This is a genomic window from Sutcliffiella rhizosphaerae (assembly GCF_917563925.1).
Classification (GTDB): domain Bacteria; phylum Bacillota; class Bacilli; order Bacillales; family Bacillaceae_I; genus Sutcliffiella_A; species Sutcliffiella_A rhizosphaerae.
On record NZ_CAKJTJ010000036.1, the window covers coordinates 1 to 19,503 of the forward strand.

Annotated in this window: 18 protein-coding genes; 6 read left to right on the forward strand and 12 right to left on the reverse strand. The window is 37.2% G+C overall.

Going from position 1 to position 19,503, the window contains the following annotated elements; all coding sequences use genetic code 11:
- The first annotated feature begins 228 nt into the window (after nt 1-228).
- A complete protein-coding gene (locus LRP81_RS19580) occupies nt 229-717 on the forward strand; it encodes a hypothetical protein (protein ID WP_230504294.1) in 489 nt (162 codons plus the stop codon).
- A 61-nt stretch (nt 718-778) separates the two neighbouring features.
- On the opposite strand, the gene LRP81_RS19585 is transcribed toward LRP81_RS19580, so the two are convergent.
- The 5 genes from LRP81_RS19585 to LRP81_RS19605 all read right to left on the reverse strand — a co-directional run bounded on the left by LRP81_RS19585 (nt 779) and on the right by LRP81_RS19605 (nt 5,200).
- Nucleotides 779-1,498 (reverse strand): 3-ketoacyl-ACP reductase, encoded by a 720-nt coding sequence (locus LRP81_RS19585; RefSeq protein ID WP_230504295.1) that lies wholly within the window; start codon nt 1,496-1,498, stop codon nt 779-781.
- Nucleotides 1,499-1,609: 111 nt separating this feature from the next.
- Entirely contained in the window at nt 1,610-2,479 is an 870-nt protein-coding gene (gene vanY / locus LRP81_RS19590) for a VanY-A/VanY-F/VanY-M family D-Ala-D-Ala carboxypeptidase (RefSeq protein WP_230504297.1), read from the reverse strand.
- 104 nt (nt 2,480-2,583) lie between these two features.
- Nucleotides 2,584-3,681, reverse strand: a complete 1,098-nt coding sequence (locus LRP81_RS19595; protein WP_230504299.1) for a sensor histidine kinase — start codon at nt 3,679-3,681, stop codon at nt 2,584-2,586.
- On the reverse strand, nt 3,674-4,375 hold the full coding sequence (vanR, locus tag LRP81_RS19600) for a vancomycin resistance response regulator transcription factor, VanR-F/VanR-M family (RefSeq protein WP_230504301.1): 702 nt from the start codon (nt 4,373-4,375) through the stop codon (nt 3,674-3,676). The genes LRP81_RS19595 and vanR overlap by 8 nt, the downstream gene beginning before the upstream one ends.
- A 183-nt stretch (nt 4,376-4,558) precedes the next feature.
- Nucleotides 4,559-5,200 (reverse strand): RNA polymerase sigma factor, encoded by a 642-nt coding sequence (locus tag LRP81_RS19605; RefSeq protein ID WP_230504303.1) that lies wholly within the window; start codon nt 5,198-5,200, stop codon nt 4,559-4,561.
- Nucleotides 5,201-5,295: 95 nt separating this feature from the next.
- Between LRP81_RS19605 and LRP81_RS19610 the strand changes: the two genes are divergently transcribed.
- Nucleotides 5,296-5,715 carry a VOC family protein gene (locus tag LRP81_RS19610; RefSeq protein WP_230504305.1) on the forward strand — a complete coding sequence of 140 codons (420 nt, stop codon included), beginning with the start codon at nt 5,296-5,298 and terminating at the stop codon, nt 5,713-5,715.
- Nucleotides 5,716-5,849: 134 nt separating this feature from the next.
- Here LRP81_RS19610 and LRP81_RS19615 read toward each other — a convergent pair whose 3' ends face one another.
- From LRP81_RS19615 to LRP81_RS19635, 5 genes are all read right to left on the reverse strand, one after another.
- Nucleotides 5,850-6,884 (reverse strand): Gfo/Idh/MocA family protein, encoded by a 1,035-nt coding sequence (locus tag LRP81_RS19615; RefSeq protein ID WP_230504307.1) that lies wholly within the window; start codon nt 6,882-6,884, stop codon nt 5,850-5,852.
- An 11-nt stretch (nt 6,885-6,895) separates the two neighbouring features.
- Nucleotides 6,896-7,867 (reverse strand): ABC transporter permease, encoded by a 972-nt coding sequence (locus LRP81_RS19620; protein ID WP_230504309.1) that lies wholly within the window; start codon nt 7,865-7,867, stop codon nt 6,896-6,898.
- A complete protein-coding gene (locus LRP81_RS19625) occupies nt 7,860-9,356 on the reverse strand; it encodes a sugar ABC transporter ATP-binding protein (RefSeq protein WP_230504312.1) in 1,497 nt (498 codons plus the stop codon). The genes LRP81_RS19620 and LRP81_RS19625 overlap by 8 nt, the downstream gene beginning before the upstream one ends.
- Before the next feature lie 237 nt (nt 9,357-9,593).
- The gene (locus LRP81_RS19630; RefSeq protein WP_399208163.1) at nt 9,594-10,559 is read right to left on the reverse strand and encodes a substrate-binding domain-containing protein; all 966 of its coding nucleotides are present in this window, start codon (nt 10,557-10,559) and stop codon (nt 9,594-9,596) included.
- 131 nt (nt 10,560-10,690) lie between these two features.
- Nucleotides 10,691-11,680, reverse strand: a complete 990-nt coding sequence (locus LRP81_RS19635; protein WP_230504317.1) for a LacI family DNA-binding transcriptional regulator — start codon at nt 11,678-11,680, stop codon at nt 10,691-10,693.
- Nucleotides 11,681-12,032: 352 nt separating this feature from the next.
- Here LRP81_RS19635 and LRP81_RS19640 point away from each other — a divergent pair, with 352 nt between their 5' ends.
- The gene (locus tag LRP81_RS19640) at nt 12,033-12,593 is read left to right on the forward strand and encodes a hypothetical protein (protein WP_230504319.1); all 561 of its coding nucleotides are present in this window, start codon (nt 12,033-12,035) and stop codon (nt 12,591-12,593) included.
- Nucleotides 12,594-12,603: 10 nt separating this feature from the next.
- Here the strand turns inward: LRP81_RS19640 and LRP81_RS19645 are convergent, their stop codons facing one another.
- Both LRP81_RS19645 and LRP81_RS19650 read right to left on the reverse strand, forming a co-directional pair.
- Entirely contained in the window at nt 12,604-14,199 is a 1,596-nt protein-coding gene (locus LRP81_RS19645; RefSeq protein WP_230504321.1) for an acetolactate synthase large subunit, read from the reverse strand.
- Between the two features lie 122 nt (nt 14,200-14,321).
- Nucleotides 14,322-15,716 carry a PQQ-dependent sugar dehydrogenase gene (locus tag LRP81_RS19650; protein ID WP_230504323.1) on the reverse strand — a complete coding sequence of 465 codons (1,395 nt, stop codon included), beginning with the start codon at nt 15,714-15,716 and terminating at the stop codon, nt 14,322-14,324.
- A 208-nt stretch (nt 15,717-15,924) separates the two neighbouring features.
- Between LRP81_RS19650 and LRP81_RS19655 the strand changes: the two genes are divergently transcribed.
- The 3 genes from LRP81_RS19655 to LRP81_RS19665 are packed head-to-tail and all read left to right on the forward strand — an operon-like array spanning nt 15,925 to nt 19,374.
- Entirely contained in the window at nt 15,925-16,884 is a 960-nt protein-coding gene (locus tag LRP81_RS19655) for a TAXI family TRAP transporter solute-binding subunit (protein ID WP_230504325.1), read from the forward strand.
- Complete coding sequence (locus LRP81_RS19660) at nt 16,874-17,344, forward strand: DUF1850 domain-containing protein (protein ID WP_230504327.1); 471 nt, start codon at nt 16,874-16,876, stop codon at nt 17,342-17,344. The genes LRP81_RS19655 and LRP81_RS19660 overlap by 11 nt, the downstream gene beginning before the upstream one ends.
- A complete protein-coding gene (locus tag LRP81_RS19665; RefSeq protein WP_230504329.1) occupies nt 17,341-19,374 on the forward strand; it encodes a TRAP transporter permease in 2,034 nt (677 codons plus the stop codon). The genes LRP81_RS19660 and LRP81_RS19665 overlap by 4 nt, the downstream gene beginning before the upstream one ends.
- Nucleotides 19,375-19,503 lie beyond the last annotated feature (129 nt).

Sequence of the window (19,503 nt, forward strand, 5' to 3'; positions counted from 1 at the left end):
GGCTCGCGGGTCACCCGCGGAAAGCGAAGTCTTGCACGGAAATCAATAGCGGTATTTATTGTCGGCCATTATATTGTTCGTCTTTTTGTTTGTGTTCTTTAGTTTTGTCCCAGCCTCTTTTATTTTTTGTACATTCCATTTACACATATATTCAGAATTGTTAAAATATAAAAAGGATACTTACATTCATTTCCATAATTTAATGCCTATTGAAAAGAGGTTTGTCCTATGAAGATTAGGTTAGATATAAAAGATAAATTCATTCGCATTTCGTTATACACTTATTTGATTTTAATGGTGTTCATATATGGTGGATTTGTTTTAATTCTGAACTATAGGAGGAGTTTGTCGGAAGCTTGGCTTTCAGAAAGTGTATTAACTACAGAAGATGTTGCAACGATTTCCCAGCTTGGAAACTGGTCGGAGAGACTTGAATTGCTTTTTGCCTTTTTGTTTATTTTGATGAGTATCTTCTACTTTTTCAAGCGGAAAGTAGAGAAGAGTATTTTACAGAAGTACTTCATGGTGAACATATTTTTAGCAATGGGAATCCTTGGGATTAGCTTTATTGCTTCCCGTACTTCGACACTGCTTATGATGGATTTACTCTTGCCCCTCATGAATTTGGTTAGTTTCATTTTTATAATTCCTATCTATATTCTTTTTGAATGGATCATAAGAAAAAGTTTTAAATCACCAATTAGGACACACACTTAATAAAACGGGAAAAGCTAGAAACAACAACCATAACATGGTTTGCGTTTCTAGCTTTCTTATTTTAAGGATTTGTAGACCACAATCCTGCTGATTTAATAAATGCACGAGGATGAAGCTTTAGCTGAGAAACGATAAATTCAGCTAAGTCTTCCGGCTGCATTACCTTTTCTGGGTTACCGTCTGTTAGCTTTGCTTCAATCGCAAGTTCCGTAGCCACAGTACTTGGAGTTAATGCGGTTACACGAATGTTATGCTTTCGAACTTCGAGTGCAAGTGACTCGGTTAAGCCAAGTACACCAAATTTAGAGGAGCTATACGCACTTGTGAGAGGAGCACCCTTTTGTCCAGCAGTGGAGGAAATATTGATGATATCCCCACCATTCTTTTCAATAAGCTGAGGGAGAACTGCTCTAGTAACATAGTAGGTTCCCATTAGATTCACATCAATGATAGCTTTCCACTCTTCGGGGGAAAGCTCAAGGAAACCGCCGAATTTCCCGATGCCCGCATTGTTAATAAGAATATCAAATGAACCTATTTCGTTAGTAAGTGATTCGACTGCCTTTTCCACTTGCTCTAGTGAAGAGACGTCAGCTGTAGCATACGCTATTTTCACTCCAGTTGGTTCAATTTCTGCCAGCACACTCTGTAAATCAGCTTCTGTTCTGGCCAAAAGCCCAATATTCACACCTTCGTTTGCAAGAGCGATTGCTGTAGCTTTTCCAATCCCTTTCCCGCTTCCAGTAATTAGGGCTGTTTTTCCTTTAATGATTTGTCCCATGGTCTTTCCCTCTTTTCCATATGTAATGTTTTTCTTTATATACTGCAACCATTATTGTACTTTCTTTCTTTAACGATGTGAAGCGTATACACTTGGACACATGGAAACATCTCATTCGTACACGGTTAAAATGATACCACCAATGTTATCACCAGATATCTCATAATGTTTATCCTCAGGTATCTCAATCTGTATACTTTCTGTTACTGGGTAATAAGTGATAGTATATTGTTCACCATCAATTTTGGCTGTTATCTTTTTTTCCTGCTTTAGGTAATCTACATACTCTTCTAAAACTAAGTTTTTCTCTTGCATAATCAAACTGTGTGGCAGACCGACATAACGAATATGCCAAGGTTCATATTGAATGCCTGTTATATTTGTTTTATCCTTTGGATAGCGTAAAATAAAGCCAAATTTCCATGCATTCTTTTCTATCCACTTTCCCTCTGGGGCATTTTCCATTTTCATTTGGGTAGATCCTACATCAAGTGCTAACCCCAAATTATGTTCACTATAACCTGCTGGTAATGCATAGTCAGAACCCATTTGTTGATAGAGGACATTTTGTTCATCAAAGCTACGAAAGCCGCTTGTGATTGCAAAATTATGAAGACCATCTTCTCTCACAGCTGTAATAAGCTTAGCAAGATTTTGGGTAATCTCCTCTGATAGGTAAATGTCATTACCTAATAAAGCGTATCCTTGTGTATAGTCATTATGTTGAGATAAATTAATCATGTCTGACGGAATACTTTCCGGATAAACCGGATATTCATTGTTAACCAACAACAGATTCCCTTGATAGATTTGTTCTTTTGTTATTTCAAGCTTTCGAAGAATAGCATTGGAGTTTTCTTGCATATCCTTTTCTAGCTCAAACGTTATAATCTCCACTTTGTTTTCATTACCTTTTGAAATATAAGAAAAGGTAAAAAACAAACATACTCCCAAAAACAAAAAAATACCCCACTTCTTCATTTTACCGTTTCCTCCTAATTTGCAACTGATTAAAGAATAGGAAAAACTTTTTAAATAAAGAATAGGGTAAAGTTTAAATTTTTCTTAAATTCCATAATGAGATGTTACACTTTTTCATGCGGTAAACGAACTTCAAATATCGTACGTATAACATTACTATCTGCAGAAATGGATCCATTATGCTGCTCGACTATATTCTTTGCAATGAATAAACCAAGCCCAGTCCCTCCTTCCTGATGAGTTCGGGCCTTGTCTCCAGTGTAGAACATATCAAAGAGATGCGGGAGTTCATCAGGAGGAATACTATCTCCGTAATTCACTACCTGAACTACTACTTCATCCTCCTCTATAAATCCGTTTATATCGACAAACTGACCATCATATCCATAACGTATAGCATTGGTCAGAAGGTTTTCAAAAACACGTGCGAGCAAATCTCCGTCACCTAATATGGCTAAGCGCGGCTGACAATTTATCCGTGTTTTCATGTGATTATTCTCTAAAATAGGATATAGCTCTTCCTTTAATTGATTTAGCAGGTCCGTTAAATTAATTTCCTTTTTTTCAACAGGTAGCATACCATAGTTCATTCTAGTTATTTCGAATAATTCATCTATCAATCTCTCTAAGCGCTGCGACTTAGTAAAGGCAATGTTTAAATAATGGGTGGTTTGTTCTTTAGATAAACTCTCATCCTTTAGAATCAAGTTTATATAGCCTAAAACAGAGGTAAGGGGAGTACGTAAATCATGTGCCAGATTTACTACTAGTTGATCCTTGCTACTTTCTGAAAAATCGCCGCGTTGAATCGCTTCCTTCAATTTTTCACTTGCAAGATTTATGTCTTGCGCAATATCTTTAAACTCGTCATTTGATTGGATATGTACCGTGTGTTTAAAGTCCCCTCTAGCAAGGTAATGAATGCCATTAGAAATCTCCTTAAAATAAGTAGTATATGGCTTGGTTAAGAAATAGAAAAAGAGAAAAGAAAAGAGTATAAATACGACAAAAAAGACATTAAAGTCTCCTAGTCTTCCTATAACTAACCGAAGCTGAGACAAAGAATCCTCATAACGGACGGAGGTGTGATAATAATATTGGAGTCCCCTTAAAAGTAAAAACGTGATAATACCTGACAGTGACATACTTAAAACAAATAATAACACCATCTTTGAACGAAAACTGCGCATAAAGTTAACCATTAAACGTATACCCTACCCCCCATACTGTTTTGATCCATTTTTCCTTCCGTTTATCCTGTTCCAGTTTTTTTCGAAGCGTACGGATATGAACCATAACAGTATTGGCACCTTCAAAGTATGCTTCTCCCCAAACCTGTTGAAATATGTTTTCCACGCTATAAACCTTTTTAGGATGACTTGCTAGTAAATATAGTATATTAAACTCTTTTGGTGTCAGCTCAATGCTCTGATCATACAGAGTAACCGTACGTTGTTCAGAAGAAATCACCAAGCCGCCATATTCCAGACTTGTTTTACTATTTATATTTGGTTTTGAATGATTTAGCTTCATAAATCGTCGAAGCTGAGCATTTACACGAGCAACCAATTCTATTGGGGTGAATGGTTTAGTAATATAATCATCTGCGCCAATGACCAATCCTTGCACTTTATCAAAATCTGATGTTTTAGCACTCAAAAAGATAATAGGCATATTGTTTTGTTCCCGAACACGTCGTGTTACTTCATAGCCATCCATTTTCGGCATCATAATATCCAAAATCAGCAAATCAAACGATTTGGTCTCGACCATATTAACAGCCTCTTGTCCATCCGATACCTTCACAACCCGATATCCTTCCTTTTCTAAGTGAATGCCAATCAGCTCAGCTATTTCCTCATCATCATCTGCAATTAATATCGAAATCTCTCTCATCCTTTCACCTCTCTTATTCATTATTTCCGTTACCTTCTTCCAAAGTTGTAACACCTTTGGAATATAAAAAGCAAGTCCTTTAAGGGACTTACAGACTGTTGACTAACCTAATTTATTTATAAAATAGCATTTATCTGTTGATCTTCGGTACGGACACACGTTATTTTTCCCATTGTTCAAGTACTAGGCTATTATTTCGATAATATTTCCATCGGGGTCGATGACATGGAATACGGAATTAGCAGATCTTTTTATTTTAAATTGTTGTGCTTCTAATAGTCGATAATAATAAAATAGTTGCATCGGCTTCGCTTCTTGGATTGCCTTTGAAAGTGCTATAATAATCTCATGATTAGGAATGAGATTGTCCCTTTCTAAATCATGGACTGATTTTAATTTCATTCTAGAACGATGAAGTGCTGTTTTAATAGATTCATTACTTACTCTTAACATGGAGGCTATTTCTTGTGAAGTGTAACCAAATACATCCTTTAAGGTAATCAGCATAGACTGTTTCAAAGGTAAGCTGGTAAGTAGAAGTTCAATTAAACCATAGTATTCGGTAGAATCGTACTCTTCTCCGTAAAGGTCTTCATTAAAATGAATACTTTCTCTTTGTTTCCTTTTTTCATCGATAAAATGGTGTTTCGCGACCGTGCATAAATAGGAAAAGGTCATCTCTTTTTCCGGTTGGGAATTCTTCATCTTAAAAACCTTTAGCATCGTTTCTTGTACAAGATCCTCTGCAGTCCAGGGAGAACCTGACAGCTTTAAGCAATATTTATAAAGTTTATGAATCTCTAACTCTAAATCTTCAATAACCATGTTTTAACACCTTTTTTAATAAATTTTATGATACGTGTAACTTTTATGTTCATTTTACCGTTATAAGGAAGAATTTTATTTGAAGGAGGAGAAATATGTTTAAAGTAGGTACTATATTTGTTCCAGTTACAAACATTGAAAAATCAACAGATTGGTATGAAACATTTCTTGGCGTAAGGAAAATTGATAGTTGGGAAAATGGGGTTGGATTTTATTTTCCAACAGGGTCCACACAATTAGCCTTGGTAAAAGTGGAATCCCCACAGCCCACTGAGTTTACCACAAAGAGTAATAAAAAAAATACTTATTATAATTTTGTCGTCGATGATATTGAAACTGCTCATCAACATTTTAAATCCAATGAAATAGCTACTAGCGAGATCCACGATTTTGAAGGAATGAAATTTTTCGATTTCTATGACTTGGATGGAAATCTATTTAGTGTAGTTGATGAACCTGCTGATTCTCCATTCCACTCAGATAACGTTAGAAAAATGCAAGAAAGTAATAGCTAAACATTTATAAAAAGAATTACCATCTATATGAATGGGTAATTCTTTTTTGGTCATACCTTCAATCAACTGGCCAGAAGTGATAATAGAGTCCATATTTCTCCCCATTAGAATTTTTCTTTATGGAGAGACTCTAATTATATCGTAACAACACTATTTTTTTCTGCTGCTTCTATTATTCCTAAAATGACTTTTAGTGAAGATATTGCGTCTTCCCCTGTTACAAGTGGAGCATGGTCGAGACGTACACAATCAATAAAGGCATCAATTACACCACTGTTCGTCTGGTTATCATTAGTTTGGATACTTTCAAGTTGGTAATGTACTTTCTCTCCATCTTTTGTTAACACTTCTAATTGGTATTGATCACAATGATAGATTTTCAAAATACCGTTTTCACAATAGATTATCGTACTATTGTCTTCTTCTCCATAATAGGTCCAAGAAAAGGAAGCTGTACCTAAACGACCTTTTTTCGTTTTTAAACTACAAACGATATTATCGCATACTTCAATAGGTTCGCCATGATCATTAATTTTATCAAGCGCTCCTTGAAAAGCACTAACCTGTTCGATTTCGTCATCCAATAAGTAATGTATTAAATCAATTTTATGAATTCCTAAATCTCCAGCCACACCAAGCCCTGAGCGTTCCTTTTTAAAGAACCATGTTGAGTTTGATTTATTGACACCCCATTGCTCCGGCCCTGAGTGTCCGAATGTTGTTCGAAAGGTAAGTACTTTTCCAAGCTCTTCATTTTTAATAATTTCTTTCGCCTTTTGATGGGCACGAGTAAATCGCTGGTTATGATCTACCATTAATTTTTTTCCGGATTTCTCTTGAGCTTCGACAATTTCCTTCGCATGTTCAATCGTTAAAGAAATCGGTTTTTCACATAAAACGTGCTTATTGCTCAGCAAGGCTTTTGTAGAAAAGATATGATGATACTCGTTAGATGAGCAATCACTGATTACATCAATCGTTGGATCCGCTAGTAACTCTTCAACAGTTTGAGTAACACTGCCACCGAAATGTTCTGCGAGATCAGTTGCCCGTTCTAAATTCCGATCGAAAAAAACAATATCATCCACATATGGATTTGCTTTATATTCTGGTGCATGGCGTAATTTGGTGATGGAACCACAACCAATAATTCCTACTTTTATACCCAAAGGATTCACTCCTACTCTCTCTTTTGGAATACTACTGCAATAATGATAATTAATCCCTTAACAAATCCTTGGAGGTGTGGAGAAACATTCATTAAGTTCATCATGTTATTTAAAATACCTAATATTAGCACACCAAAGAATGTACCGATAATCTTACCGCGGCCACCTGTCATTCTTGTACCACCAATGATAACCGCTGCAATCGCATCTAGTTCGTATTGAACCCCTGAGCTAGATGAAGAAATAGAGTTCAATCGAGATGTCTCTATAATAGCCGCAACACTCACTAGTAAGCCTGCTAAACTATATACAGCAATTTTCACTCTGTCGACACGAATGGCTGAAAGAAGTGCGGCTTTTTCATTACTACCCAGGGCATATACGTAACGTCCAAAGCGAGTCTTATGCATTAAAATATATACAAGTGCTGTCATTACAAAGAAAATAATGACTGGAAAATCAAAAATCCATAAGTCACTATTCGCAATGGCAGTAAAGCCAGCAACTTCCCCTGAGATACTTCCACCTTCAGCAATATATAAGGCAATGGAACGAGCGGCCGCCATCATCCCTAAAGTAGCAATAAATGAGGCAATTTTCCCTTTCGCAACCATTAATCCATTTAAAAACCCTGCGAAGGAACCAACTATCAATGCAGTTAATATCGCAATCAAAATGCTGCCAGTTGCATTTAAAGCTAAAACAGAAATGACACCGACAAAAACGAGCACAGAACCTACTGATAAGTCGATACCCCCTGATAGCATTACAACGGTCATACCTAACGCCACAATCCCGATAATCGAAACTTGCATTAGTATATTCAGTTGGTTGTTAATATCTAAAAATCTTGGACTCAGAATCGATGCTGCAATAAAAATAATTAAGAAGGCAATAATAACGCTATAATCGGACCATAGCCAAGAGAGGCGATTTTTTGTAGTTGAAGTTTGCGGATTTGGTTCTTTCATGATATTAGCCAATTTTTTCGGCCTCCCTTTTTGAGCCAGTTGCATAACTCATAATTTCATCTTCTGATACTTCTTCTCCCTTAAAGCGTGCTGTAATTTCTCCTTGATACATCACATATATCTGATGGCAAACCTTAAGTACTTCTGGTGCCTCCGAGGATAATATAATAACGGCTTTTCCTTGTTCGGCTAACGAAACAATTTGATGATAAATCTCTTGTTTCGCTCCAACATCAATTCCTTGCGTTGGATTATCAAAAATAATAATGTCGGTATTAACTTCAAGCCATTTTGCAATAATGACTTTCTGTTGATTTCCACCACTTAACTTGTCGATGGTAATGCGTGGATTGTGTACTTTAATATTCAACTTTTCCTTGTAATATTGGAATTTTTCCTCTTCCAATTTATCTTGTATTAAACCGTTTTTTTCAAAATGCCCAATAGAAGATAAACTCAGATTATGAATAACGCTTAAATCTTTGATAATGGCATTTTCTTTTCGATCCTTAGGAACAAGTCCTAGCCCCGCTTCTAATGCTTTTCGTGGATGATCTATTTTTACTAGCCTGTTATTAATTTTAATCTCGCCTGTGTATTTTTTTCGATAACCAAATAAGCTTTCAAAAAGTTCTGTTCTGCCATCACCAGCTAAGCCAGTAAAGCCTAATATTTCACCTTTTCTGAGAGTGAAGTTAATATTTTCATATAGGCCTTGACTTGATAAATTATTCACTTCCAGTACTGCTGGACCAAACAATTGTTTTTGGACTAATCGTTCTTGCGAAATGGATTTACCAACCATCAGCTTAGTAATCGTTTCTAAATCTTCCGTTTCTATACTTCCAGTCCCTACACGTTCTCCATCACGCAAAATTGTATAACGGTCGCAAATTTCCTTGATTTCCTGTAACTTATGAGAGATATAAATAAAGGACACTCCTGATTCCTTTAAGTTCTTCATCAATTCAAATAATCGTTTGACTTCATGTTCCGCTAATGAGGTAGTTGGTTCATCCATAATAATCAGTTTAGATTTATGTAGTAATGCCTTTGATATTTCAATTAATTGTTTATAGGAGGTTTCTAGATTTCTGACATATTCCTTCGGATTGATATCCACGCCAAGCTTTGCTAATATTTCATTAGTTTGTCGGCACATCTCTTCTACTTTTAAGAATCCAAATTTATTCCTTAGTTCTGAACCTAAAAACATATTCTCATATACACTAAGATCAGAAACTACGTTAAGTTCTTGATGGATAAAGCTGATCCCCTGCTCCTGTGATACTTTTGGATTCGTCATTTTGACTTCCATACCATTAATGTGAATGGAGCCATGATCAGGTTGGTGAACGCCACCTAAAATGTTCATCAAAGTAGATTTACCAGCACCATTTTCACCTAAGAGAGCATGAATCTCCCCCTGTGCGACATTTAGAGTAACCTTTTTTAATACAGGTACTCCGTTAAAAGATTTATCAATATGGTTCATTGTCATTAAAGGACTTGTAGACATGTTCTTATGATCACTCCTTTATAGGAAAGGCTGTTTTCGCAAACTTTGTCACATTTGCGAATTGTTTAAGGAACTCGTAAAATACGTTACAGTCGTGCTCTTTCCCTCAAATAAAAGGACTATTTTACGGGTTACTAGCAACAATCTTTTAGAAAAATGCCATAGGAAAAAAGAAGATACAATAACCGTAAAACAACTATTGTATCTCCTATAGACTATTTAGAATTTTGATTCTGGATCATAGAATTCATCAACATTATCTTTCGTAATTTGAGTGGCTTCTTTTACAATCATTGTTTCTGCTGGATCATTTCCTTTTGCAATATCCGCGGCAATTTGAACGGCATCTGCAACCATGGTTGGAGAGTACAAGAATGTTGCAGAAACTAACCCGTCTGCTTTAATGTCTTCAAACACGGCCTTTCCGCCACCAGCGCCAGTTACGAATTGAATATCTTCACGGCCAGCTTCTTTAATAGCTTGCAGGACACCTAGAGCCATTCCATCATCCTGAGTGAACACTGCGTCAATTTCAGGATGTGCTTGTAAAATATTTTGCATAACTTCTAATGATTTTTCAGTTGAGAAATCTCCACTTTGTGAAGCGATAACTTCAATGTCTGAACTTTCCATTGCTACTTTAAAGCCTGCTCCACGTTGTTCTGTAACAGAACTTGGCGGTCCAGTGATTTCAACCACTTTACCTTTTCCATTCAACTTTTCCACGAAGTATTTACCAGCATTTACACCGATACCTTCGTTGTCCCCTTTTACAACTACAGTAGCTGCATCATTTTCAAGCTCACGGTCAACAATGACTAATGGAATACCTGCATCTTTAATTTTTTGCCCTACAGGAGATAGTGCAGCGGACTCAATTGGAAGCATAACGATCACATCAACACCTTGAGCTATTAAATCATCAACGTCGTTCGCTTGTTTGTTAGGATCAGCAGCATTAGTTATGACATATTCAATACCATCACTCTCTTTAAGTTCCTTTGCTTGCTTTTCCGCACTATCAATTAAAGCACCCATCCAACCGTGTGTGGCAGCTGGTAAAGAAATACCGATTTTGAGCGTATTATCGTCTTTTCCACCATTGGAACTCCCTGAATCGCTGCTGCATGCCGCCAAGCCAAACATCGCTACTAAAGACATAATTAAGATTAGTAATTTCTTCAAAACCTTCACCCCTTTGTTTTTTTAAAAGCTCCTCCGATATGTATTGTAATCGTTTACATTCACATCTAAGGCCAGCGATCTACTATTAACCTATTAATCTCTTTAATAGCAGAGCGCTGGTCTTAGCTGTATTATCCTGATGTCGACTCACGTATTAGTAATTCATGATCTAATATAATACTCTCAACGTGTTCCCCTCTAATCTTATCGATTAACATTTTCGCTGCAACGGTCCCCATCTTATACATCGGTTGGGCAACGGTGGTGAGAGTAGGATTTGTCATATTTGAAAAATCAATTTTATCAAACCCAACTATCGCTATATCATTGGGTACATGCAGTCCATTAGTATTTATTTCTTTGAGTGCGCCGATAGCTAAAAGGTCAGATACAGCGAATACTGCAGTCGGCCGATCCTGTATTTTCAATATCTTTTTCATTGCCTGCTGGCCATTCTCAAATCCTACATGCTCAGTATGAATGATATATTCATTATTAATAATGATCCCATTCTCTTCTAAAGCTCGTTTATAACCCTTTATTCGTTGTCGCGCATATAAATATTTTTCATCCGAATTCATTAAGGCTATTTTTTTGTGGCCTATTTGAATAAGATGCTTGACTGCCCGATAGGATGCCTCCTCATTATCAATTGTTACATAAGGAATCCCGCTATTTTCTTCATATTCACTACATTGTATAATTGCATATTTTTCGGCGAGCGTTTTCAGTGTTTCTACATTAACAGCAGGATCCATCGAAATAATGCCATCTGCCATCTTTTTTCTAACTAAATCGAAGTAAATATTCTCTTTCATTGGGTCCGAATCGGTTTCGCACAAGAGAATATTATAATTTTGACTAATCGCAAACGTTTCAATCCCTTGAATAATTTCTAAATAAAATGGATTGGAGATAGTTGGGATTAAAATTAAAAGAAGCCGACTTTCAGAATTTCTTAGATTTCTCCCTAACATACTAGGTTCATAATTTAATTTTTTAATAGCATCTTCTACTTTCACCCTTGTTTTAGAAGATACGATATTTTGACCGTTTAAAACTCTCGATACTGTTGCAACAGAAACTCCCGCTTGTTTAGCCACCTGCTGTATGTTTGCCATTTTGCTTTCCTACTTTCTATAATTACATTTACCACAACAATGAAAACGATTACATTTAAATAGTAATATATACCAATTATTCTGTCAATCGAAATATCTAATTATTTTGAATAATTGATTTATTTATATATTATACATGTTGATTTTATGTAACGGATTACATTATTAGAATTAATACGAGCTTATCAACGTTTTTCATTTTGGATAGAAAATAATTTTTGATTCTGGCCTAACAGTGAACTATCTCAACCATTCCATAAACGAGGAATTAATACATTCTTAATAAAAGTTCCACCTAATATAGGTCGTAAATACAATGTATCATCTAAATCATTTAGAATGAGGTGGAATGGTGTATTTTTTAAAACCTATTTCTGAAGAGGTCCGTTTAGCTCAAATAACATTCAAAAAACATCCAAAAACGATGAAGATCATTTTAGTATCTATTTTTTCCTGTATTGCTGCTATTCTCCAGTCTGCTGGTGGTTTTTTACCAGGTGTAGGGTATTTTGTAAGCCCGCTTGCCACTTCACCTATTTTGTTATGTACCATGCTGTCCATTCCCTTTGGAGTCATGTCTTACGTTCTAACCATTATGTTGTTATTCGTGTTAGAGCCAACGGAACTCATCATATTTCCTTTTACAACCGGTTTGTTGGGACTTGGGATAGGAGCAGCCTTTTACTTCTTTAAGAAAAGATTAAGCATGATTTTTTCTGGTGCAATGTTTTTAATGCTAGGAATTATAAGTCTACTTTATATTTTTCGCTTCCCCGTTTTAGGTCCAGCGGTATCTAATTCCTTTTCATTTCTTACAATTGGAGGAATCTTTTTATTTACTTTCCTATATAGCTGGTTATGGGTTGAAATAGCTTTAACTATTTTTAAAAGAATAAAGTCAATTATTCGCTAAAATTCTTAGCTCAATTTTGTAAGAAAGCCTCGATTAAGACTATTTTATCTGAGTTTTGCTGGGACTTTTGTAGAACAGTCTGAAATTCCGTTATAGTCTTAGCCTGCATTCCTACTATCCCAAAGGCATCAGCTAATTGAGTAAAATCGGGGTTCTGAAAGGTCACACCATAGCTTTCTCCAAATAATTTGTCCATTTGCTGTTGTTCAAGCTTTAACACGGAGTCATTTAAAACAATGATAATAAAAGAAAGACCCAGCCTTGCAGCCGTCTCTATTTCAGCAACATTCATTAACGCCCCACCATCTCCGGTAATGCAGATGACCGGTTCGTTCGGACAAGCAAGTTTCGCCCCGACTGCACCTGGAATAGCAATCCCCATGGAAGCCAAACCATTTGAAATGATTAGCCTATTCGCTTTTTTGGGCTGAAACGTTCGGGCAATGGAAACTTTATGGGCTCCGACATCTGAGATAACAATGCTATTTTCTGCTGTGACATCTTCTATACAGTGAAGCAAATTTTCAATGGATAATGGTAGATTAGCTGGTTTTTCTTGATTTTTATTTATTTTATATGCAGTTAATAATTTTTCCTTTAGATTCCCGGCAGGTTCCCAGGGCTTGGCCGATAATTCACATTTATTTAGCAATTGAAATGTTTTCTTTATGTTCCCAACCAGTTCACTCTCAACAGGATAGTAATCATTAGTTTCTGCTGGTAATGCATCCATATGTAAAACTGGGATCTTCGTTTGGTTCCAATCCTTTGGCAGCTTTTCTACAAAGTCAAATCCGATAACTATTAATAGATCAGCCTCATTTATACCAGGTATAACCTCATCCTTCTCACTAAATCCGAACGTGAAATAATTACACGGATGTTCTTTATTTAATACACCTTTTGCCATAAAACTGTGGGTAACAGGAGCTTGAAGGGTATTAATAAAGGCTTGAATCTCCGGGATTGCATGTTGTCTCATAACTCCATTTCCTAAAAGGATAAATGGTCTTGTACTGTTATTAATCAGAGTAATGGCAACGTTGATAGCTTCCCTGACAGGGACACTCTCAGGTAACGGATTTACTGGCAATGGCTTATTAGGAATCGTTTGAGAGGAAAAATTCTCTGGTAACGCAATTGCTACCGCTCCCCATTTTTCCATCATAGCCATTCTGAACGCTTTTCGAATGATAGCAGGTACAGTCTGTGCATCCTTGGCTTGTGTACACCACTTTGTGACTGGTTCAAATAATTTCACAATATCTAAATATTGGTGGGATTCCTTATGATGCCGCTCTACACCTGCTTGTCCAATTAATGCTACCAACGGGGAATGGTCGAGCTGTGCACTAGCAACTCCAGTTAAAAGGTTTGTAGCCCCTGGACCTAAGGTGGATAAACATACTCCCGCTTTATTGGACAGTCTTCCATAAACATCCGCCATAAAGGCAGCACCTTGTTCATGCCTCACATTTACGAATTGAATTTTTTCAGATTTTGATAACGAATCTGCTAGATCCAGAATCTCTTTGCCTACGATCCCAAATACATATTCTACACCTTCATTTTCCAAGCATTTTACGATAACGTCCGATACCTTCATAGAGGCCTCCTTAAAGTTGGTAAGTATAAAAAGTTTTTCTTATTTCGTTTGATTTAATACGTAGTAAAAACAAATAAACCAAAGGAACCCGATTGCTCCCTTGGTTTTTATATTTTATCTATTCACTGTACGATTTCAAAAACAGTTCCTTTGTTAAAATCAGCCACTTTCATGGAGCCATAAACTCCTAAATATAACCTGTTTTGATTCAGATTTGTTCCCAATGTAACATAATAGGCGGATTGAGATCCAAAATCATAATCGGTTTGAATGACACTAAAATCATTTTGTTTTCCATCTGGTCTTATACTGGTATAAGCTAAAACCCCTTTAACTTGAGATTGTGATCCTCTCCGGGCAAGATCGGTAAACACAACATTTCCTGATAACCCCTCGATTTTATTCCCCATATATGGCTGAACCCCTGTTAGCGCAGTTCCTCCAAACTTATCAGGTCTGGGATCCTTATGAAAATAGCTAGTTAAAGGCGGAAGACGACTCCCTGAAAGTGCAACTGCTTCATTGTAATAAGCAATAGTTTTCTTATCCAATGACGAATTATTCGTACATTCATTGATGGTCGACGTAGGAAAAGCACCTTCCCATCCCCGCCAGCCAAAGTTAATAAATCCATTTTGATTCGAAGCTTGCACAAGTTGTGTAACTGGTATGGGATTATAATGAGCGAAAGAATAAATGGATTCGACCATATCCTGCCCGACATTTCCTGCATATTTAATATATTGCTGATTAAACCTTTGAAAGGAAATGCCTGGTATATTGCGAACACCCTTGGCCATTATTGTGAGCGTATCCTGAATAGTTGGGGGAAGTTCATCAAAACGAGTGACAATGGGCGGATTTTGGAGAGATGTGTTCTTACTTACATCTATTTCAATTATTTTACCTGCTATCTCCAAATTATTTTGACTTATGTTAAATGGATCATAGCTTGACCCACCATCTCCGGTTGTTAACACCAATTTTCCTGTCTCAGGCGAAAAATTTAAACTATTGACGCCATTATGATTGAAAAACGGTCTTCTTAAGTTAAGTAATGTCCGTCGTTTTTGAGGTTTACCATTTGATTGTAAAACCCATTCTTCCACTGTATCAATATGATCATATTGCGTTTCCCTATTCACCCACCTTTGGTTTAACGTTTCAGGGTCACACGGGTCAGGTTTAAAATCTTTAGAACCGGCACCTGGACCTTGTGTTCCGGCTACTGAATAATGAAGATAAAACAGACCGTTATAATAAAAATTGAGATGAAACGCTAACCCGAGCAATCCCCGTTCATCATATCCCCCACTAGAAGCACCTAGTTCTATGACTCGATTCCGAATATCTAAAAAAGTCCTAACCACTCCGTTTCCTATATGAAAAATCTCTCCTACCTGGGTTGCAATAAATAACCGCTCCACGGAGTCCCCTGGAAGGATATTTGTTTTCAAGACAGTGGGTAAATTTATTTTACTTACAATCGGCTCCAATCTGACTTTTACATTTTTCATCAGCTGACCCTCCTTATATTTTTTTTTCTTTTATAAGAATATGTATAGAACATTTCCATAAGTACCTACATTACAAAGGGGGAGTCAGAGAGTAGCCCACCAGTTAAAAAATCAGAATAATGTAAATAAATGCAATTGACAAAATATTATACGAGAAATATAATGGAAACGCTTTATAAAATGTGAAAATTCTAAGTAGGGGGGCATTATGAAGAAAATATTACTAATTATAAGTCTACTAGTTCTTATTCTTACGGCCTGTGGCGGCGCTACTGGATCTAATGAAGCGAGTGAAGATGGATTAGAAGCGCATATTGTCACGATTGCGACAGGAGGGGCTTCTGGTCCATACAACATTATTGGTTCCACACTTGCGGACAAGTATTCTTCCACATTTGATGTAAACTCACGTACTCAAACAACAGGCGCATCTGCAGAAAACTTAAACTTGTTGAAAGATAATAAAGTAGAAATGGCTTTTGTTATGAGTGACGCATTGAGTCAAGCTTTAAACGGTGAAGCTAGTTTCTCAGAACCAATCGAAGGGATTTCACAGATTGCTAACCTGTACCCAAATGTGGTTCAAATTGTAGCACGAGCTGACGCTAATATTGAAACCCTGGAAGATTTAAAAGGGAAGCGTATTGCTGTTGGTGACCAAGGATCGGGAGTTGAACTCAATGCCCGTGCCCTTTTAAATGGAAACGGAATTTCGTATGAAGATGTACAAGTAGATTATCTTGGCTATGCGGAGGCAGCAGATGGCTTAAATTCAGGTAGAATTGATGCAGCTTTCTTAACAAGTGGTCTACCAAATGCTTCTGTGTTGGAATTATCGGAGACGTTAAACATTAATATCGTAAAAGTGCTTCCAGAACATGTGGAAGCTATTGTGGAAGAGCATCCATACTTTACGTCCCTTGAAATCCCAGCAGGAACTTATGACAACGATGAACCTATTCCAACTGCTGCCGTTCCAAATGCACTTGTCGTACGTAGCAGCTTAAGTGATGATGATGTTTATAAGCTAACAAAATTATTCTTTGAGAGTCTAGATACATTAGCTAACTCTCACCAAGCAGCTTCTGACATTTCGCTCGAACATGCACAAGAAGGTCTTATTGCACCATTACATCCTGGTGCCGAAAAATACTTCAATGAACAATAAAAGAACGAAAATTTGGATTGGGAGTGCCTTCCTCTTTGCGCTCCCTCTTCTTTTTTATCGCCTCCCTATTATTGAAATAATAGGAGAAGATACTTCTTTTTTTATCAAAGAGGAACAGTTTGTGCTTGGTTGGATTCATTCCATTGAAAAAGAGGAATGGTTTGAACATTACGAGAGGTATCATGAAAAAATCATTCTAACAGAGACTCGTTTTAAAACCTTTGGGGCTGGAACTCCTTATCAGGGAATAGAAACAACCACTAAAGATGGGTTCATTACCATGGAGCTGCAGATGGAACATGAAGAATTAAATCTAACTATCTCTAAATCTGTACAAACGACCCTGTTTTTCGATGACCGCCAAATACCGCTATACGATTATTTCGATCAGTACGAATCGGTCATCATTAAATCTAGTAAAATACCAATTTGGACATATATAAGGGGGGAGTTCCTTTGAAAAAACAAAAAATTGAGCCAACCGCCATTGCCGATGTTGAAATACCTGATGAACAGGTGCAAAAGGTGCTGGAAAAGTATGATACCGATGCAAATACAAGAAAGTGGAACAACAAATGGCTTGTTATATTCTTTAGCCTGTTAACGATTGGCTATGCCCTATTCCATTTTTATATCACATTTAATCCACTTCCCACTCTATTACAACGGAGCTTCCACTTAACATTTGCGATGGCATTGGTGTTTTTACTTTATCCTACCTTTAAAAAGCAGGACCGTACGAAGGTGCCGTTTTATGATTGGATTTTATTTGCACTGAGCATTGGCTCTTTTGTTTATTTATATAATGTGTACCAAGATATTGTCTCAACCCGTGGTGGAATTGCTAGTACGACCGATGTTCTAGTAGCCATTCTAACGGTGATATTAGTCTTTGAAGCAGCACGAAGGGTAACAGGTTGGATACTGCCTATACTAGCATTTATATTCTTACTGTATCCTTTCTTCAGTCATCAAGCCTGGCTGCCAAGAATGCTTCTAACGAGACCATTTGACTTAGCTGATATATTTGGGCAAATGTATACGAAAACGGAAGGGCTATTTTCAACAGCGATCGGCGCCTCCGTTCAATTTATCTTCCTATTCATTTTGTTTGGGGCCTTCCTCGCAAAATCAGGAATGGGGAAATTCTTTAACGATTTAGCACTTGCTTTAGCTGGCCATAAACAAGGTGGACCGGCAAAGGTTGCTGTACTTTCAAGCGCCTTCATGGGTTCTGTTAACGGGACTGCTGTAGGAAATGTGGTAAGTACTGGTGCTTTTACCATCCCACTCATGAAAAAAATAGGGTACGACAAAAACTTCTCAGGAGCCGTCGAAGCCAGTTCCTCCATTGGTGGACAAATACTCCCGCCAATTATGGGAGCCAGCGCCTTCATCATGGCCGAAACAACGGGAATATCCTATGGAACGATCGCACTTTCCGCCATCATTCCAGCATTTCTCTTCTTTATAACAAGTATCATGCAAGTGCATTACCGTGCAGGACGCTCTAACCTAAGAGGTTTACCGAAAGCAGACCTTCCAGAAGTGAAAAAAGTAATGAAGCAGGGCTGGCATTTAATGATTCCGCTCATTAGTTTAATCGCCATGCTTTTTGCCGGCGTACCTGTTTCCTATGCCGCTTTCTACACGATCTTAATAGCAATCGGTGTATCTTGGATGCGAAAGCATACAAGAATGTACCCAAAAGATATCATTCAAGCATTAGAAACTGGAACCAAACAATCCCTATCAACAATCATTGCCTGTGGTGTCGTTGGGATTGTCATTGGAGTCGTTAACCTAACGGGCTTCGGTGCAACCTTAACCTCAGCTATCACAAGTCTTGGTCAAGGTTCCCTACTCTTAACATTAATCTTAACGATGTTTGCTTCATTAGTACTTGGAATGGGCTTGCCTTCCATCCCAGCATATATTATTACAGCAACAATGGCAGCACCAGCTCTAGCAATGTTTGATGTACCAATTCTAGTCGCACACTTATTTGTATTCTACTTTGGTATCTTCGCTAACATCACACCACCAGTAGCCCTAGCATCCTTTGCGGCATCAGGACTGGCCAATGGAGATCCAATGCGAACAAGTATCATCTCACTAAGACTATCTATTGCAGGATTCTTAGTTCCATTCATCTTTGTTTACGACCACGCTATGCTATTAATTGATACAACCGGACTGCCAGCAAATGCAACTGAGTTCGCCTTTGCCTCCGTCACAGACATTGCAACCATTTTAGTTATCTCGACCATAGCGGTTGTAGCCATCAGTGCTGCAGTTGAAGGGTATATTAAAACCAACTTAGGAGTTATCAATCGAATCATCCTTGGAGCAGCTTCTATTATGGCCATTATTCCAGAAATAATTTCTAGCCTTATTGGGATTGGGATTATTATTGTGATATATGCGTTGAATTATATGAAGGCTAAGAAAGAGAATGATTCAGAGGTAAATGTGGGGAGTTCTGTTTAGAGAGTTTTTAAGGCTAGGGGCGGTGATGGTTATTTATCATTGGCTCTAGCTTTTCCATTTAAAAAAAAGGGATTAGCCACATTTGAGCTAATCTCTTTTTTATGCAACTAAAACCATTTGGAATGTGTT

Coding starts and splice junctions, on each gene's coding strand:
- LRP81_RS19660 (WP_230504327.1), top strand. CDS start 16,874: ATGAACAATAAAAGAACGAAAATTTGGATTGGGAGTGCCTTCCTCTTT.
- LRP81_RS19645 (WP_230504321.1), bottom strand. CDS start 14,199: ATGAAGGTATCGGACGTTATCGTAAAATGCTTGGAAAATGAAGGTGTA.
- vanR (WP_230504301.1), bottom strand. CDS start 4,375: ATGAGAGAGATTTCGATATTAATTGCAGATGATGATGAGGAAATAGCT.
- LRP81_RS19580 (WP_230504294.1), top strand. CDS start 229: ATGAAGATTAGGTTAGATATAAAAGATAAATTCATTCGCATTTCGTTA.
- LRP81_RS19655 (WP_230504325.1), top strand. CDS start 15,925: ATGAAGAAAATATTACTAATTATAAGTCTACTAGTTCTTATTCTTACG.
- vanY (WP_230504297.1), bottom strand. CDS start 2,479: ATGAAGAAGTGGGGTATTTTTTTGTTTTTGGGAGTATGTTTGTTTTTT.
- LRP81_RS19610 (WP_230504305.1), top strand. CDS start 5,296: ATGTTTAAAGTAGGTACTATATTTGTTCCAGTTACAAACATTGAAAAA.
- LRP81_RS19585 (WP_230504295.1), bottom strand. CDS start 1,498: ATGGGACAAATCATTAAAGGAAAAACAGCCCTAATTACTGGAAGCGGG.
- LRP81_RS19650 (WP_230504323.1), bottom strand. CDS start 15,716: ATGAAAAATGTAAAAGTCAGATTGGAGCCGATTGTAAGTAAAATAAAT.
- LRP81_RS19595 (WP_230504299.1), bottom strand. CDS start 3,681: ATGGTTAACTTTATGCGCAGTTTTCGTTCAAAGATGGTGTTATTATTT.
- LRP81_RS19635 (WP_230504317.1), bottom strand. CDS start 11,680: ATGGCAAACATACAGCAGGTGGCTAAACAAGCGGGAGTTTCTGTTGCA.
- LRP81_RS19605 (WP_230504303.1), bottom strand. CDS start 5,200: ATGGTTATTGAAGATTTAGAGTTAGAGATTCATAAACTTTATAAATAT.
- LRP81_RS19625 (WP_230504312.1), bottom strand. CDS start 9,356: ATGACAATGAACCATATTGATAAATCTTTTAACGGAGTACCTGTATTA.